14 protein-coding genes are annotated in these 13,829 nt (G+C 69.3%); 8 read left to right on the forward strand and 6 right to left on the reverse strand.

Going from position 1 to position 13,829, the window contains the following annotated elements; all coding sequences use genetic code 11:
• The first annotated feature begins 1 nt into the window (after position 1).
• Positions 2-832 carry a phosphate ABC transporter ATP-binding protein PstB gene (gene pstB / locus JIN95_RS01650; RefSeq protein ID WP_095635262.1) on the forward strand — a complete coding sequence of 277 codons (831 nt, stop codon included), beginning with the start codon at positions 2-4 and terminating at the stop codon, positions 830-832.
• Positions 833-1,540, forward strand: coding sequence for a phosphate signaling complex protein PhoU (gene phoU, locus JIN95_RS01655; RefSeq protein WP_200530330.1), 708 nt, complete (start codon positions 833-835; stop codon positions 1,538-1,540).
• A gap of 126 nt (positions 1,541-1,666) precedes the next feature.
• Here phoU and JIN95_RS01660 read toward each other — a convergent pair whose 3' ends face one another.
• Together JIN95_RS01660 and JIN95_RS01665 are read right to left on the reverse strand one after the other, a co-directional pair.
• A complete protein-coding gene (locus JIN95_RS01660) occupies positions 1,667-3,925 on the reverse strand; it encodes a helix-hairpin-helix domain-containing protein (protein ID WP_200530331.1) in 2,259 nt (752 codons plus the stop codon).
• A gap of 150 nt (positions 3,926-4,075) precedes the next feature.
• Complete coding sequence (locus JIN95_RS01665) at positions 4,076-5,026, reverse strand: VOC family protein (protein WP_200530332.1); 951 nt, start codon at positions 5,024-5,026, stop codon at positions 4,076-4,078.
• 129 nt (positions 5,027-5,155) lie between these two features.
• On the opposite strand from JIN95_RS01665, the gene JIN95_RS01670 reads away from it, so the two are divergent.
• From JIN95_RS01670 to JIN95_RS01685, 4 genes are all read left to right on the forward strand, one after another.
• Positions 5,156-5,575, forward strand: a complete 420-nt coding sequence (locus JIN95_RS01670; protein WP_050026575.1) for a cobalamin B12-binding domain-containing protein — start codon at positions 5,156-5,158, stop codon at positions 5,573-5,575.
• A complete protein-coding gene (gene meaB, locus JIN95_RS01675; protein ID WP_200530333.1) occupies positions 5,576-6,658 on the forward strand; it encodes a methylmalonyl Co-A mutase-associated GTPase MeaB in 1,083 nt (360 codons plus the stop codon). It begins immediately after the preceding gene.
• A gap of 140 nt (positions 6,659-6,798) precedes the next feature.
• Positions 6,799-7,755 (forward strand): alpha/beta hydrolase, encoded by a 957-nt coding sequence (locus JIN95_RS01680; RefSeq protein WP_200530334.1) that lies wholly within the window; start codon positions 6,799-6,801, stop codon positions 7,753-7,755.
• 86 nt (positions 7,756-7,841) lie between these two features.
• Positions 7,842-8,630 carry a response regulator gene (locus JIN95_RS01685; protein ID WP_095635256.1) on the forward strand — a complete coding sequence of 263 codons (789 nt, stop codon included), beginning with the start codon at positions 7,842-7,844 and terminating at the stop codon, positions 8,628-8,630.
• 27 nt (positions 8,631-8,657) lie between these two features.
• Here the strand turns inward: JIN95_RS01685 and JIN95_RS01690 are convergent, their stop codons facing one another.
• Entirely contained in the window at positions 8,658-9,176 is a 519-nt protein-coding gene (locus JIN95_RS01690; protein ID WP_200530335.1) for a DUF4442 domain-containing protein, read from the reverse strand.
• A 662-nt stretch (positions 9,177-9,838) separates the two neighbouring features.
• Here JIN95_RS01690 and JIN95_RS01695 point away from each other — a divergent pair.
• Positions 9,839-10,819, forward strand: coding sequence for a TIGR00269 family protein (locus JIN95_RS01695; protein WP_200530336.1), 981 nt, complete (start codon positions 9,839-9,841; stop codon positions 10,817-10,819).
• A gap of 144 nt (positions 10,820-10,963) precedes the next feature.
• On the opposite strand, the gene ftsZ is transcribed toward JIN95_RS01695, so the two are convergent.
• The 3 genes from ftsZ to JIN95_RS01710 all read right to left on the reverse strand — a co-directional run bounded on the left by ftsZ (position 10,964) and on the right by JIN95_RS01710 (position 13,194).
• Positions 10,964-12,181 carry a cell division protein FtsZ gene (gene ftsZ / locus JIN95_RS01700; RefSeq protein ID WP_095635253.1) on the reverse strand — a complete coding sequence of 406 codons (1,218 nt, stop codon included), beginning with the start codon at positions 12,179-12,181 and terminating at the stop codon, positions 10,964-10,966.
• Positions 12,182-12,185: 4 nt separating this feature from the next.
• Positions 12,186-12,365 (reverse strand): ribbon-helix-helix domain-containing protein, encoded by a 180-nt coding sequence (locus JIN95_RS01705; protein WP_004595187.1) that lies wholly within the window; start codon positions 12,363-12,365, stop codon positions 12,186-12,188.
• Between the two features lie 217 nt (positions 12,366-12,582).
• A complete protein-coding gene (locus tag JIN95_RS01710; RefSeq protein WP_095635252.1) occupies positions 12,583-13,194 on the reverse strand; it encodes a zinc ribbon domain-containing protein in 612 nt (203 codons plus the stop codon).
• Positions 13,195-13,366: 172 nt separating this feature from the next.
• Between JIN95_RS01710 and JIN95_RS01715 the strand changes: the two genes are divergently transcribed.
• Positions 13,367-13,819, forward strand: coding sequence for a bZIP transcription factor (locus JIN95_RS01715; RefSeq protein ID WP_200530337.1), 453 nt, complete (start codon positions 13,367-13,369; stop codon positions 13,817-13,819).
• The last annotated feature ends 10 nt before the right edge of the window (positions 13,820-13,829 follow it).

Genomic DNA, 13,829 nt, shown 5'->3' on the forward strand with positions numbered 1-13,829 from the left:
CATGAGTAACACAGAATCGAGCGACTCGCTCATCACGACGGATGTAGAGACCGGATCGGACGAACACGCCGTGGCGCCCGATCGGACGGCGGTCGCCGCGCGCGACCTGAACGTCTACTACGGCGACGAACAGGCGATCGACGACGTGTCGATGGAGATCCCCGAAAACCGGGTGACCGCGCTGATCGGCCCGTCGGGCTGCGGCAAGTCGACGTTCCTCCGGTGTATCAACCGGATGAACGACATGATCGACATCTGCCGGGTCGAGGGCGACGTCGAGTTCGGCGGCAAGAACGTGTACGACGCGGACGTGGACCCGGTCGCCTTACGGCGGAAGATCGGAATGGTGTTCCAGAAGCCGAACCCGTTCCCGAAGTCGATCCGTGACAACGTCGCGTACGGCCTGAAGATCCAGGGGTTCGACGGCGATGTCGACGCCCGCGTCAAGGAGTCGCTGAAGGGCGCGGCGCTGTGGGACGAGGTGAAAGACCAGCTCGATTCCTCGGGGCTCGAGCTGTCTGGCGGCCAGCAACAGCGGCTCTGTATCGCCCGCGCCATCGCGCCCGACCCGGAGGTCATCCTGATGGACGAGCCGACCTCCGCGCTCGACCCCGTCGCGGCCTCGAAGATCGAGGACCTCATCGACGACCTCGCCGAGGAGTACACCGTGATCATCGTCACCCACAACATGCAGCAGGCGGCCCGGATCTCCGACCGGACCGCGGTGTTCCTCACCGGCGGCCGGCTCGTGGAGTACGACGACACCACGAAGATCTTCGAGGACCCCGAGGAACAGCGCGTCGAGGACTACATCACGGGGAAGTTCGGATAGATGCCGCGCGAGAACTACCAGAAGCGGCTCGACGAACTCCGGGCCGACGTGGTCGCGATGGGCGAACTGGTGGGCGAGCGGTACGCGTCCGCGATCGAGGCGGCCGCGACCGGCGACGACGCGCTCGCCGAGGAAGTCATCGAGGGCGACTACGAGGTGAACGAGACGTACCTCGCCTTAGAGGACGAGTGTACCGAGTTGCTCGCGCTCCAGCAGCCCGTCGCGGGCGACCTCCGGCTGGTGACCTCCTCGTTCAAGGTGATCACCGACCTCGAGCGCGTCGCCGATCTGGCGACGAACCTCGCGGGTTACGGGGGCCCCGACGGGGGCGTCCACCCCGCGGTTGAGTTCCGCGAGCTGGGCGAGGACGCGGGCGAGATGGTCGCCGACGCGGTCGCGGCCTACGAGGCGGGCGACGCTGAGGCCTGCCGCGAGATCGCGGCCCGCGACGACGACTTCGACGAGCGGTGTCGGCGCGCGAGCGAGGCGGTCGTCCGCGAGCTGCTGGAGGCCGACCGCGCCCGCAACGAGGGAGCGCCCGACGGGACCGGCGCAGACGCCGACGCCGAGGCGCTGGAGGCCTCGCTCGACGAGGTGTCCCGCGCGCTGCTCGCGGTCCGCGACCTCGAACGGGTCGCCGACCACGCGGTCAACGTCGCCGCCCGGACGCTGTACATGGTCGAGAACGACGACGAGCTGATCTACTGAGCGCGACTGACGGCGGCGATCGGTAGGGCGTCGCTTCGGTCTCCTCTCTCCTCTCCCCTCCCTTCCCCCTCGGAAAAAATCGGCGCCGTCCTCGCCGGCCGACCGCGGACCGGACGCCCCGGCGCGTTACTGGTTCGTGATGCTGATCGACCGAGTGAACCACGTGTCGATGCGGCCGTTGTCGTACTCCCAGTTGGTGGACGGGCCGCTGTTGCCGCCGGCCGGGTTGAACGCGCGGCTGACGGCGCGCAGTCGGAGCCGGTAGGCGCCCTGCTGGTACCCCGACGGCACCTCGAACGCGACGGTCTTCCGGTGGTTGCGGTCGCCGACCGTCTCGTGCCAGTACGAGTACTGGCTCGATCCCCCCGACGACGGACGGTAGAGCGTCGGATTCCGGTTACAGCCGTTCATCTTCGCTTGGACGCTGCGGAAGTGTTCGCCCCACGCTCTGAACGTCACCTTGATCCCGATGTTCTCGCCGGCGGGCCGTCTGATCTGCGGACACGACTCCGTGATGTCGTTGTCCCATTTTTCGACCGGATCCGACAGCTTCCCCCAGGCGAGTCGGCTGATGTCGAGGTTCGGCGCCCGGTTGTCGACCTCGATCGCGTACCTCGCGGAGGCCGTCGACAGCGGGTCCCTGTTCGCGTCCCCGAGCTGGAGCCGCACCTCGTAGGTCCCGTTCCGGTAGCCGCGGGTGTTCCAGTTCAACAGCCAGTACGGGAACAACAGCGGGTTGTCGCCGAGCGACTCGCCGTAGTAGCTCTCCAGGTACGGGATATCGAGGATCGGGTACCACCCGTCGGACCCCGTCGGCTGGACGTGGACCGGGTCGCGGCCGATCGCGGGAGCGTGCCACTCGTGGCCAGTGAACGGCTGTTCGGGACCGCCCTCGTAGGAGTACAGCACGCGGTAGTACTCCGCTTCCTCGAATCGGTGGCAGCCGTGCAGCTGGAGGGTCCCGGAGAACGGGGCGGTGCCGTCCGGCCGGGAGCTAGTCGACCCCGACGGTTTCGGGCGGTTGATCCGTCGCGCGTACCCCGTCTCGTCGTCGTAGATCGGGGCCCGCGTCGGCATCAGGCCGACGGAGTCGATCGACGGGCCGTCGCACTCGACGTTCTCGGGCGTGAGCCCGTCGCAGGTCGGGATCGAGTTTGCCTCGTCGTCCGCGACGAGGTCCACGTCGACGGAGCCCGCCTCGTCCCAGCGGACGTCGAAGTACCCCTCCGAGTAGATCGTCTCCTCGGTGCCGTCGCCGTCGACGTCCTGCGTGACGCGGAACGTGATGTCGGGGACGTCGACGATCGTCCGCCACTCCGGAAGGGTCACGTCGGTGCACGCGAGGAACGGGCCGACGAACCGGTCGGGGTCGATCGCGCCGAGCACCTCGCGGTCGACCGGGAGCTCCTCGCCGAGCAGCTCCACCCGCTCGTCCGGCTCCGGACGCCGGAACCCCTCCGGCGTCGGCGGCTCCGGCGGGTCGGGGAAGGCGGGCCGGTCGAGGTCGATCCCGAGGTCCGGGCGCGGGTCGCCGAACGAGCCGCCCTCGGTGCCCGCGCCGAGCCGGCGGACGGCCGCGTCGCCGAGCAGCTCGGTGGTCCGCTCGAGGACGCCGGGGTCGAACAGCCGGTCGGGGAGGGGGTCCGGACGCGGCCGCGGTCGGAGGTCCGGCGGACGGACCGGGTCGGGGAACACCTCCGGCCGCTCCAACACGTCTCGGAGCCGCGGCTTCGCGATCTCCGGCAGGCAGAGCCGCTCCTCCCGGAAGGAGAGTACGCGGTCGATGTCCCACGTCGGGACGTAGACGCAGAACTCCCCGCACTCGTCGGTCGTCGTCGTCGCGATCGTCTCGCGGGTGCAGTCGTACGGATAGAACCACCCCAACCCCAAGTCGCTCGGGAACTGCGAGAGGAACGAGCAGTCGGTGTCCTCGACGTGGACCGTCGCGTTCGGAACGGGATGGTACTCGTCGGTGTCGGCGTCGTAGGTGACGACGCGCCCGCAGACCCGCCGGAAGTCGAGCAGGTCGGGGTCGACGGCGAACTCCAGCCGGTCGCGGAGGTCGAGCGCGGTCTCCGCGTCCAGCTCCAGGGGGGCGTCGTCGGCCAACGTTCGGATGTGGGTCAGTTGCCGCTCGGTCACTCGCCAGTCGTCCGGCGTGACGGCGTTGGGGTGTTTCACCGCAACGCGCTCGTCGTCCGGACTGACCGTCGCTTTGATGTCGCGAGCGAGGATGTCGTCGAACATCGCGACGTCCCGGAGCTCATCTTCCGTGGCCGCCTCCAGGTCGTCGAGCGTCTCGTAGCCAGCAACGCGGAGCGCCTTCGCTCGCTTGGGGCCGATTCCAGGGATCTTCTCCAGTTCGATTGTATCGTTTGTTGACATTGCTGGCACCGCCCGTCCTGCGTCAGACAGGACAACTATCCAATACATTTTAATGACATATATTTTTTACTCAGAAATAGATCTACAACATACGGAGCGTTCGAAGTTGAGAGTCGGACGGAGCGACGCGCTACCCGCGATAGTCGGCGGTTACGCCGGCTCCATCCGGACCCGGACCTCGATCCCGTCGCCGTCGGTGACCGCGATCCCGCCGTCCCGCTCCTTGACCGCCAACTCGGCGTCGCCCTCGGCCGCGACCGCGTCGAGTCGGTCGATCACGGCGTCCAGCGCGGCCTCGTCGGGGACCACGACCCCGAACCACGCGAGCCCGCGCCCCGCGGCGGGCGTCGTCCGCCCCCGCCACGTGTTCGCGCCGAGGTGGTGGTGGTAGCCGCCGGCCGCGACGAACCGGACGTTCGGGCCGGACATGCCGACCTCGAACCCGAGGCCGTCGACGTACACCGCCTCGAACGCCGCCAGCGACGTGACTTCGAGGTGCACGTGCCCCACGTCGGTGCCGGGCGGGGCGCGGTCGACGACCGCGGCGGAATCGGCGGAATCGGCGCCCGCCGCCGCGGCGACGCCCTGCACGTCGAGCGGGTCGGTCGCCATCCGGACCGTTCCGTCGTCGTCGACCGGCCACTCCTCGCGGGGGCGGTCCCGGTAGATCTCCACGCCGTTGCCCTCGGGGTCGTCGAGGTACAGCGCCTCGCTGACGAGGTGATCGGAGGCGCCGTCGAGCCGCCACCGGTCGCGAACCCGGGCCAGCGCCTCGCCGAGCGCGGCGCGGGTGGGGACCCGGAACGCGGTGTGAAAGAGGCCGGCGTCGGTCCGGCCTCGCTCCGGGCGGTCGGGCGTCTCCTCCAACACGAGCAGGGGCGTCCCGTCGACGCCGAGGACCGCGGTCGGCCGGTCTCCGGCGTCGCGGTCGAGCACCGCGAGGCCGACGACGTCGCGGTAGAACGCGGTCGTCTCGTCGAGGTCGGCGACCCGGAGCGCGGCGCGACCGATCCGCGTCCCGGCGGGGAGCCGGTCGTCGGGGACGTCGGGGGCGTCGGGGGAGTCGGGGGCGCCGGGCGCGTCGGGATCGTCGGTGTCCATGCGATTCGGTACCGTCCCCGGAGCGTTGAACGCGTCGGTCCCGGAAGCGCGCCGGACGATCGTCTCTGCCGCGCCGGAACCTCCTGAACGTCCGTTAGAATCAAACGGTCACGCGACCGAGAGTCGGGTATGAGCGCCGAACAGGAGACGCGAGCCGTCCGCTGTCTGGTTGCGAAGGTCGGGCTCGACGGCCACGACCGCGGAGCACACGTGATCGCGCGGGCGTTCCGGGACGCCGGCTTCGAGGTGGTCTACTCCGGGCTCCACCGCGCGCCCGAAGAGATCGTACAGGCGGCGGTCCAAGAGGACGTGGACGTGCTCGGCATCTCGATCCTCTCGGGGGCGCACAACACCCTCGTCCCGAAGGTGATCGAGGGGCTCAAAGAGTACGACGCGTTCGAGGACACCCTGATCCTCGTCGGCGGGATCATCCCCGACGACGACGAGGACGACCTCAAGGAGCTCGGCGTCGCCGAGGTGTTCGGGCCCGGCACGCCGATGGAGGAGACGATCGAGTTCATCCGGAACAACCTCCCGGAGCGCGCGTAGATGGGCCGGACGGACGCAACCGCGCTCGCCGACGGCGACGCCGTGCTCGTCGAGGACCTCCTCGCGGGGAGCCACCGCGCGCTCGCCCGCGTCATCACCCGGATCGAGAACCGCGCCCCGGGGTACCGCGGGATCGTCGCCGCCCTCCACGAGCACACCGGCGACGCCGACGTGATCGGGATCACCGGGGCGCCCGGCGCCGGGAAGTCGACGCTCGTCGACAAGCTCGCGGCCGCCTACCGCGACCGCGGGGACACCGTCGGCGTGGTCGCCGTCGACCCCTCCTCGCCGTACACCGGCGGCGCAGTCCTCGGCGACCGGATCCGGATGGCGTCGAACGTCGGCGACATGGACGTGTTCTTCCGGTCGATGAGCGCCCGCGGTCAGCTCGGCGGGCTCTCGATGGCGACCGCGGACGCCGTGAAGGCGCTCGACGCCTTCGGGAAGGACGTGATCATTATCGAGACGGTCGGCGCCGGGCAGAACGAGGTCGACGTGGTCCGCACCGCCGACACCGTCGCGGTGCTGGTCCAGCCCGGCTCCGGCGACGACGTGCAGACGCTGAAGGCCGGCATTCTGGAGATCGGCGACGTGTTCGTCGTTAACAAGGCCGACATGGACGGCGCGGAGCGCACCCTCGCCGAGTTAGAGGAGATGGTCCACAGACGCGAGGGCCCGACGAAGGGGCTCGACGGGGGCCACCACGGGTTCGAGGTGCCGGATCACCCTGACGACGGGAAGGAAGATCCCGATGACGACGAGACCGTCTGGACCCCGGAGGTCCTCCGCACCGTCGCGAACACCGGCGAGGGCGTCGCGGAGCTGATCGAGACGTTCGACGCCCACGCGACCCACCTCCGCGAGTCGGGCGCGATCGAGTCGACGAAGCGCCGGCGCTACGCCGAGGAGATCCGCACGCTGGTCCGGTCCGACGTGGGCGCGCTCGCGACCGCGGAGATCGAGCGCCGAGGCGGGATCGACGCGCTCGCCGACTCGGTGCGGCGGCGGGAGACCGACCCGTACAGCCTCGCCGCGGAGATCGTCGAGCCGATCGCCGACTGTGTCGACGGCGACGAGGCGTGAGGCGCCACCGCGGGATCACAAGGCCTCCGCGTGAGGCGCCACCGCGGGATCACAAGGCCTCCGCGTGACGCGCCACCCCGGGACCGAGAGGCGCCCGCGAGCCCACGAGGTATAAGTCGCCAGCGGACCAACAGGTTTCCATGAAGCTCAGGAACCTCGCGGGGACCGCCCTCCTCGGCGTCGGCGCGATCGCCGCCCTCAACACCGGGCTCCGGTACGAGGGGGAATTGGAGTCGCCGCTCGACGGCGACGACGGGACGTTCCGCTGGCGCGGGATGGACGTGGCCTACACCGAGGCGGGCGATCCGGACGACCCCGACCTCGTGCTCCTTCACGGCGTCAACGCCGCCGGCTCCGCGGGCGAGTGGCGCGAGGTGTTCGACGACCTGGCCGCCGAGCACCACGTCGTCGCCCCCGACCTGCCGGGGTTCGGCCGCTCCGACCGCCCGCCGCTGCGCTACTCCGCGGCGCTGTACGAGGACTTCGTCCGCGACTTCCTCGCCGACTTCGATCGCCCCGCCGTCGTCGCCTCGTCGCTGTCGGCGGCGTACGCGGCCGCGGCGGTCGCCGACGCCGGCTCCCCGGCCGACGACGTGTCGATCCGCGGGTTCGTCGGCGTCTGCCCGACGACGGTCGCCGGGCCGAGCCCGCCGAAGTCGTGGCTGCGGGAACTGATCCGGGCGCCGCTGGTCGGCGACGCGCTGTTCAACGCGATCGCCTCGAAGCCGTCGATCCGGTACTTCAACGCCGACCACGGCTACGACGACCCGACCAACCCGAGCGACGAGTGGACCGACTACGAGTGGCGCACGGCCCACGTCGAGAACGCCCGGTTCGCGCCCGCGTCGTTCGTCTCGGGGTACCTCAACAGCGACCTCGACCTCGCGGCCGCGCTCGCGGAGATGGACGCGGCGCCGACGATCGTCTGGGGCCGCGAGGCCGAGGTGAGCCCGCTCGCCGACGGGCGCGAGCTCGCCGACGCCTCCGGCGCCCGCCTCGTCGTCTTCGACCGCGCCAAGTTGCTGCCGCACGTCGAACACCCGGACCGGTTCGTCGAGACCGTCGAGGAGAGCCTCGTCGCGGGCGCGACGGCGTAAGCGTCGTCGCTCTCGGGAGCGCGACCGGTATCAGTTCTGAACATCGGGGAGTAACCGGTTTAATCGGACGCCGCCGAGTCCCGGGCATGACGGACGCACCGCTGCGAGTGCTCTGCGTCGACGACGAGCCGGGCCTCGCAGCGCTCGTCGCGGCGTATCTGGAACGCGACGACGCGATCGACTGCGAGACGGTCGTCGAGACTGACCCCGCGGCCGCGCTCGACCGGATCGAACGCGAGCCGTTCGACTGCGTGGTCAGCGACTACGACATGCCCGGCCGGACGGGCGTCGAACTGCTCTCGGACGCCAGAGAGAGCCGTCCCGACCTCCCGTTCCTCCTCTTTTCGGCGACGGAGCCGGACGCCATCGCGGCCGAGATGGTCCGCGCAGGCGTCAGCGACTACGTCACCAAGCGCGGGGGCGCCGACGGCTACACCGCCCTGCTGCGCCGGGTCGAACACGCGGTCGAGGGCGACGGCGGACGCTTCGAATCGGAGCCGAACCGGGAGTCGGGAGGCGACCCGTCCGCGGCGGTCGCGCTCGACGGGGTCTGCACCGTCGCGCCCGACGGCACGTTCGAGTTCGTCGGCGAGGAGTACGGCGAGCTGTACGGCTACGACCCCGAGGAGCTCGTCGGGGAGCGCTGGCAGCGGCTCCACCCGACCGAGGAGGTCGAGCACATCCGCACGCACATCATCCCGGCGGTGATGGCGGGCGAGCGCTGGACCGGAACGAGCACCGGACTCCGCGCGGACGGGTCCACCTTCGCGGAGTCGAAGATGGTGACGACGACGAGCGACGACCGGCTCGTCATCTCCGTCTCGGAGTTCGAAGAGGTCGCGTCGGGGGCGCCGGGAGCGCGCGCGGACGACTGATCGTCATCCGCCCCGCCGCTCTCCCCCTCACTCGTCGCGGCGCACGTACAGCGTCTTCTCGCAGACCGCGTGCACCGTTCCGCTTTCGTCGACCAGCGAGACGAGGTACTCGCGGTCGGTCGACTCGCCGGGGCCCAGCTCCTCCCGGAGCGCCTCGACCTCCCCGTCCGCGAGTTCGAACTCCGCGTACAGCGTGTCGCGGCCGGGCTCGAGGAACTCCAGCGCGGCCGACTTGTCCCAGACCGTGAACGCGTCGCCGAGGGTCCGGCGGAGCATCGTCATGTACACCGGGTCGATCGCGCCGTAGAGGCTGCCGCCGAAGATCGCGCCGACCGCGTTCCGGGTGCGCCAGTTGAAGGGGACGCGGATCCGGACGTACCGCCAGTCCGCGGCGATGTGGTCGACCCGGGCGCCGGTGCCGCGGTAGGCGGGGAAGAGATTGAACCCGTGGCGCCACAGCCGCGTTCGGAGGCTCTCAGCCGGCGGGTCCTCGCGGAGGGGACACGGGTCGGGATCGCGGTCGACGCCGGTCGGAGAGTCGGTCACGTTCGAGGGAGACGGAGCCGCAGTCAAACCCGTGTCGGAACCGGCGACAACGCGCCCGGTGTTGTCGGTGTCGGGCGGTTCCGGACCACCGACTGCGGTGGCGCGTGCCTCCGAACGGCCGCCGGGGGCGGCCGTGAGGAGCACGCGCGAGGTCGCCGGCGCTACGCTCCGGCTGTCACCGGGCGGAGCCTGGTTGCCCGAGGGACTCCGTCCCTCGCTGCCAGAGGGACCTTCGGTCCCTCGCTGGAGTCGCTGGCGCCGTCGGCGCCAGCGACGAGGCTGGGGAGGCGTGAGGTGCGGGTGCCGTGCGGGGCGGGACTCAAAGGGGCAGTCGCGAGGACGGCGCACGCTTGCTGTCGTTCGAAAGGCGCTTTGCGCCTTTCGTGATGACGAGAGAGCTTCGCTCTCTCGAACCACGCGCTTCAGTCGCTCGCGTTGCTCGGTCCCTCCAGTGCTTGCGTCACCTGCGCCGTCCTCGCGGCTGGGGCTTTGGAGGTGTGCATCGTCGATCCGTCGTCAGCAATCACCTATAACTGATCGGCTGGAGCGTTGGAGGTCTTCACCGCAGAGTTCGAGGTCGCTACGAACCAGTCTGGTCACAGAGGTCCACTCACGTATCCGGCCCGAAACGGGTATCCCCGCGCGTCCGCAACCCGACACCGATGGAGTGTGACAGGTGCGGCGACGACGCGATCCACCACGCCGCCTACTCCGGGGCGCACCTCTGTGGCGAACACCTCCGACAGTCGGTCGAGAAGCGCGTGAAACGCCGCGTCCGCGAGGACAACTTGCTCGATCCGGACGCGACGCCCGACGACCCCGACCGCTGGGTGATCGGCCTCTCCGGCGGGAAAGACAGCGTCGCGCTGACGCAGATCTTAGACGATGTGTTCGGGCGGGACCCTCGCGTCGAGATGCTCGCCCTGACGATCCACGAGGGGATCGAGGGGTACCGCGACGAGAGCATCGACGCCACGATCGAGCTCGCGGAGGACCTGTCGATCCGCCACGAGGTCGTCTCCTACGAGGAGGAGTTCGACGTGCAGATGGACGACGTGGTCGAGAGCGACCCCGAGAACATGGCCGCCTGCGCGTACTGCGGCGTGTTCCGGCGCGATCTCTTAGAGGAGTACGCCGCCGAGTTCGACGCCGACAAGCTGCTCACCGGCCACAACCTCGACGACGAGGCGCAGACGGCGATGATGAACTTCCTCGAGGGCGACGTGCGACAGGTGGCGAAACACTTCGACGCCTCGCTCGGCCCCTTCGACGAGCGCGAGGGAACCGACGCGTTCGTCCCGCGCGCCAAGCCCCTGCGGGACGTGCCCGAAAAGGAGATCGCCTTATACTGTCACGTCCGCGACCTCCCGACGCACATGGCCGAGTGTCCCCACTCCTCGGAGGCGTACCGGGGCGAGATCCAGTCGACGATCCACGAGCTCGAGGAGAACCACCCCGGCGCCCGCCACTCGATTATGGCCGGCTACGAGGAGCTGTCGGCGCTCGCCGCCGAGGCGTACCGGGAGGGTGGCGACGCCGCCGCCGACTCGCCGGACCTCGGCGAGTGCGAGCGCTGCGGCTCGAAGACGAGCCGGGACGTCTGCCGGAAGTGCCGCCTGCTCGACTCGATCGAGGCGGCGTAGTTCCGGCGGTAGCGATGTCGGACGGGTACGTCCAACGAGTGCGTCTGACAAGTGTGTCGGACAGAGGAACCGGACGGAAAAACCGCGGTCAGCAGATCGGTGCAGCGCCGGGAGCGACGGTTCCGAGACGGGGCGAAGCCGGCGTCAGCGGATGACGTCGAGCCCGTTGTTCTGCTCGGTCGGGTCGCTGCCGCCGTCGGACTCCCACGCGCCCTGGTCGGTGCCGCCCGAGACCGCCGCGTTGCCGGCGGTGCCGTTCGCCTCGGCCGCCCGCGAGCGCGAGTCGCCGAGGTCGTCGCCGTTCACCGCGGCGCGGGACTTGTCCGCCTGCTTCTGCGTCGAGGGGCCGAGCACCTGCGCGCTCTGGACGCCCGTCATGATCGCCATGACGCGGACCTTCCCCTTGTACTCGTCCTGGATGCGGGCGCCCCAGATGACGTTGGCGCTCGCCTCCAGCCGCTCGGTGATGTTGTTCGCGATGCCCTCGGCCTCCTTGAGCGTCAGGTCCGGGCCGCCCGTGATGTGGACGAGCCCGCCGCTCGCGCCGCGGTAGTCGACGTCCAAGAGCGGGTGGTTCATCGCGTCGTTGACCACCTCTTGGGTCTTGTTCTTGTCCTGAGTCTCGCCGACTAACATTACGGCCACGCCGCCCTGGTTCATGATGGTGGACATGTCGGCGTAGTCCAGGTTGATGAGGCTCGGCTGGGTGATCGTCTCGGAGATCCCCTTGACCGTCTCCGCGATGATCTGGTCCATCACGGAGAACGCCTTCCCGATCGGCAGGTTCGGGACGTAGTCGAGCAGCCGGTTGTTGTCGAGGACGATGATCGAGTCGGCCTCGTTGCGGAGGTCTTCGAGGCCCTCCTCGGCCTTCACCGTGCGGGCGCGCTCGACGTTGAACGGCGTCGAGACCATCCCGACGACGATGGCGCCCTGCTCTTTGGCGATCTTCGAGACGACCGGCGCCGCGCCGGTGCCCGTGCCGCCGCCCATCCCGGCGGTGACGAAGACGAGGTCGGCGTCGCCGAGCACCTCTTTGATCGTGCCCTGAGCCATCTCGGTGGCGCGCTCGCCCATCTTGGGGTCGCCGCCGGCGCCGAGCCCCTGCGTGAGCGACTTGCCCACGAGGATCTTGGTGTCGGCCTCGATCATCTTGAGGTGCTGTTTGTCCGTGTTGATCGCGACGGTGTCGGCGCCGTCGACGCCGATGTTGTACAGCCGGTTGACCGTGTTGTTGCCGGCGCCGCCGGCACCGACGATGACGATTCGGGGGTCCCCGAACTCGTCGTCGTCCATGTCGACGTCCATGTCGCGCTTCTCCGCTTCCGCGTTGTCGAGGGCGTCCTGAACGAGGTCCTGCATCAGTTTACACCTTCGCCCAGTTGCGGTTGCGGCCGCGCTCGTCGCGCTCGCCGTCCTGTTCGTTCAACATGTCGCGGACGGCCGACCGGATCGCCTCGCTCCGGTTCGGGAACTCGCCCGTCTCGACCATCTGTTCGACCTCGTCGATCTGCTGTTTCGGGATTCGTAGTGTCACACGCTCCATTGGTATTCCCCCGGTAAGACGGCGACCACGCGACGCGTGTGTCTTACAGCGACGAATCGCCCGACGACGGAGGGTCACCCCGACGCGGACGGTCGCTGTAAGACGACCGTCTTACGCAGATGTAGTCACCGAGGCTACCATTATAAAACTATCGGACGCTGTAAGACAGATCGTGAAAACGCCCGAATTTTGGCGTATACAGGCACTCAGACAGCGTTTATCGATCCTTCAACACGTCCGCAGCAGGGGTTCGACGCCCGCAGCCGGGGCAGAACGCCCAGTCGGTCCGGAGCTCGTCGCCGCACTCACAGAACGCTCTATGGGACTGTTTCTCTCCGCAGTTCGGGCAGTAAACGTGGTCAGAGGGCACGTTTTCGCCGCATCCGCCACAGACGTTTTCCCGCGTTTGCACGTCCGGTTCCGCTGGCGTCTTACGCGTCTGCGTCTCGTCGTCCGTCGCCGTCTCACGCGTTACACGCGCGTCGTCCTCATCGGCGCCCGGAGCGTCGAGCGTGACGTTTACGTTGATCTCACCGGCGTTTCCGGGCGTATACGCCGCGTGAGACGCCGGCGACGGCGCCCCTCGATCGCCGAGCCGCTCGTCCAACGCCGCGTCGAGCCGATCGGCGATGAGGTCGTCTATCCGATCGGCCAGCGCGTCGTCGACCGTCGCGTCGGACCCGCCCGCGCCGTCGCCGGTCGCGTCCCCGTCGACCGCGCCGTCGAGGTGGGTCCGGAGTGCCTCCCGCATCACCTCGCTTTTGGAGGCGTCACACGCTTCCAGCCGCTCGACGAGGTCGTCGTCGGCCCGGAAGGTGATCTTGCTCATACCGAACCGGTATCAACCCCCACTACAAGTATCTTCTCCTCGTGTCCGACGATCGACAGACACGTTTCACACCGCTGAAACGTGTGTTTCCGGCTCCCTCGGCGATCCGTGTGGCACGCACACACATGTCTGACGCAGATTTATACGGCCCGCGTGGGCATACGTGTGTATAATGAGTAACCGCGTCGAGGACCTCGAACGACAGGTCGCGGAGCTACAGGCGGCGGTCAACGGGCTCACCGAGGAGCTCGTGGAGATGAAAGAGCGCGTCCGACAGGTGGAAGACGCTCAGGAGGTGTCCGTCGATGCCGACGCCACCGCCTCGGCGGAGTCGGCGCAGGCGGCCGAGTCAGCGCAGGCGTCGGCCGAGTCGGACGAGGCGGCCGCCGCTGAGTCCGAGGCGACCGGCGGCGAGCGACGCACCCACTCCGACGACCACGTCGAGGTCGTCGAGCGGACCGACGACGGGTCCGCGGCCGACGAGAGCGAGGCCGAGGCGTCCGAGGGCGACGACGTGATCGTCCCCGAGCGCGAGGCGACGACGCCCGACGCCGAGGCGGCCGACGGGGCGGACGCCGACGGAGAGGGCGACGAGGAGTCGGACAGCGACATCATCGTCGCGTAACCCGCCGTTC

The sequence above is a fragment of the Halorubrum sp. LN27 genome, assembly GCF_016635065.1.
GTDB classification, from domain to species: domain Archaea; phylum Halobacteriota; class Halobacteria; order Halobacteriales; family Haloferacaceae; genus Halorubrum; species Halorubrum salipaludis.

Bases quoted from the DNA above. Each gene is read 5' to 3' on its own strand.
- JIN95_RS01710 (WP_095635252.1), bottom strand. From the start codon at position 13,194: ATGAGCAAGATCACCTTCCGGGCCGACGACGACCTCGTCGAGCGGCTG.
- meaB (WP_200530333.1), top strand. From the start codon at position 5,576: ATGGGCCGGACGGACGCAACCGCGCTCGCCGACGGCGACGCCGTGCTC.
- JIN95_RS01665 (WP_200530332.1), bottom strand. From the start codon at position 5,026: ATGGACACCGACGATCCCGACGCGCCCGGCGCCCCCGACTCCCCCGAC.
- JIN95_RS01685 (WP_095635256.1), top strand. From the start codon at position 7,842: ATGACGGACGCACCGCTGCGAGTGCTCTGCGTCGACGACGAGCCGGGC.
- JIN95_RS01680 (WP_200530334.1), top strand. From the start codon at position 6,799: ATGAAGCTCAGGAACCTCGCGGGGACCGCCCTCCTCGGCGTCGGCGCG.
- phoU (WP_200530330.1), top strand. From the start codon at position 833: ATGCCGCGCGAGAACTACCAGAAGCGGCTCGACGAACTCCGGGCCGAC.
- JIN95_RS01705 (WP_004595187.1), bottom strand. From the start codon at position 12,365: ATGGAGCGTGTGACACTACGAATCCCGAAACAGCAGATCGACGAGGTC.
- JIN95_RS01695 (WP_200530336.1), top strand. From the start codon at position 9,839: ATGGAGTGTGACAGGTGCGGCGACGACGCGATCCACCACGCCGCCTAC.
- JIN95_RS01670 (WP_050026575.1), top strand. From the start codon at position 5,156: ATGAGCGCCGAACAGGAGACGCGAGCCGTCCGCTGTCTGGTTGCGAAG.
- JIN95_RS01715 (WP_200530337.1), top strand. From the start codon at position 13,367: ATGAGTAACCGCGTCGAGGACCTCGAACGACAGGTCGCGGAGCTACAG.
- JIN95_RS01660 (WP_200530331.1), bottom strand. From the start codon at position 3,925: ATGTCAACAAACGATACAATCGAACTGGAGAAGATCCCTGGAATCGGC.
- pstB (WP_095635262.1), top strand. From the start codon at position 2: ATGAGTAACACAGAATCGAGCGACTCGCTCATCACGACGGATGTAGAG.
- ftsZ (WP_095635253.1), bottom strand. From the start codon at position 12,181: ATGCAGGACCTCGTTCAGGACGCCCTCGACAACGCGGAAGCGGAGAAG.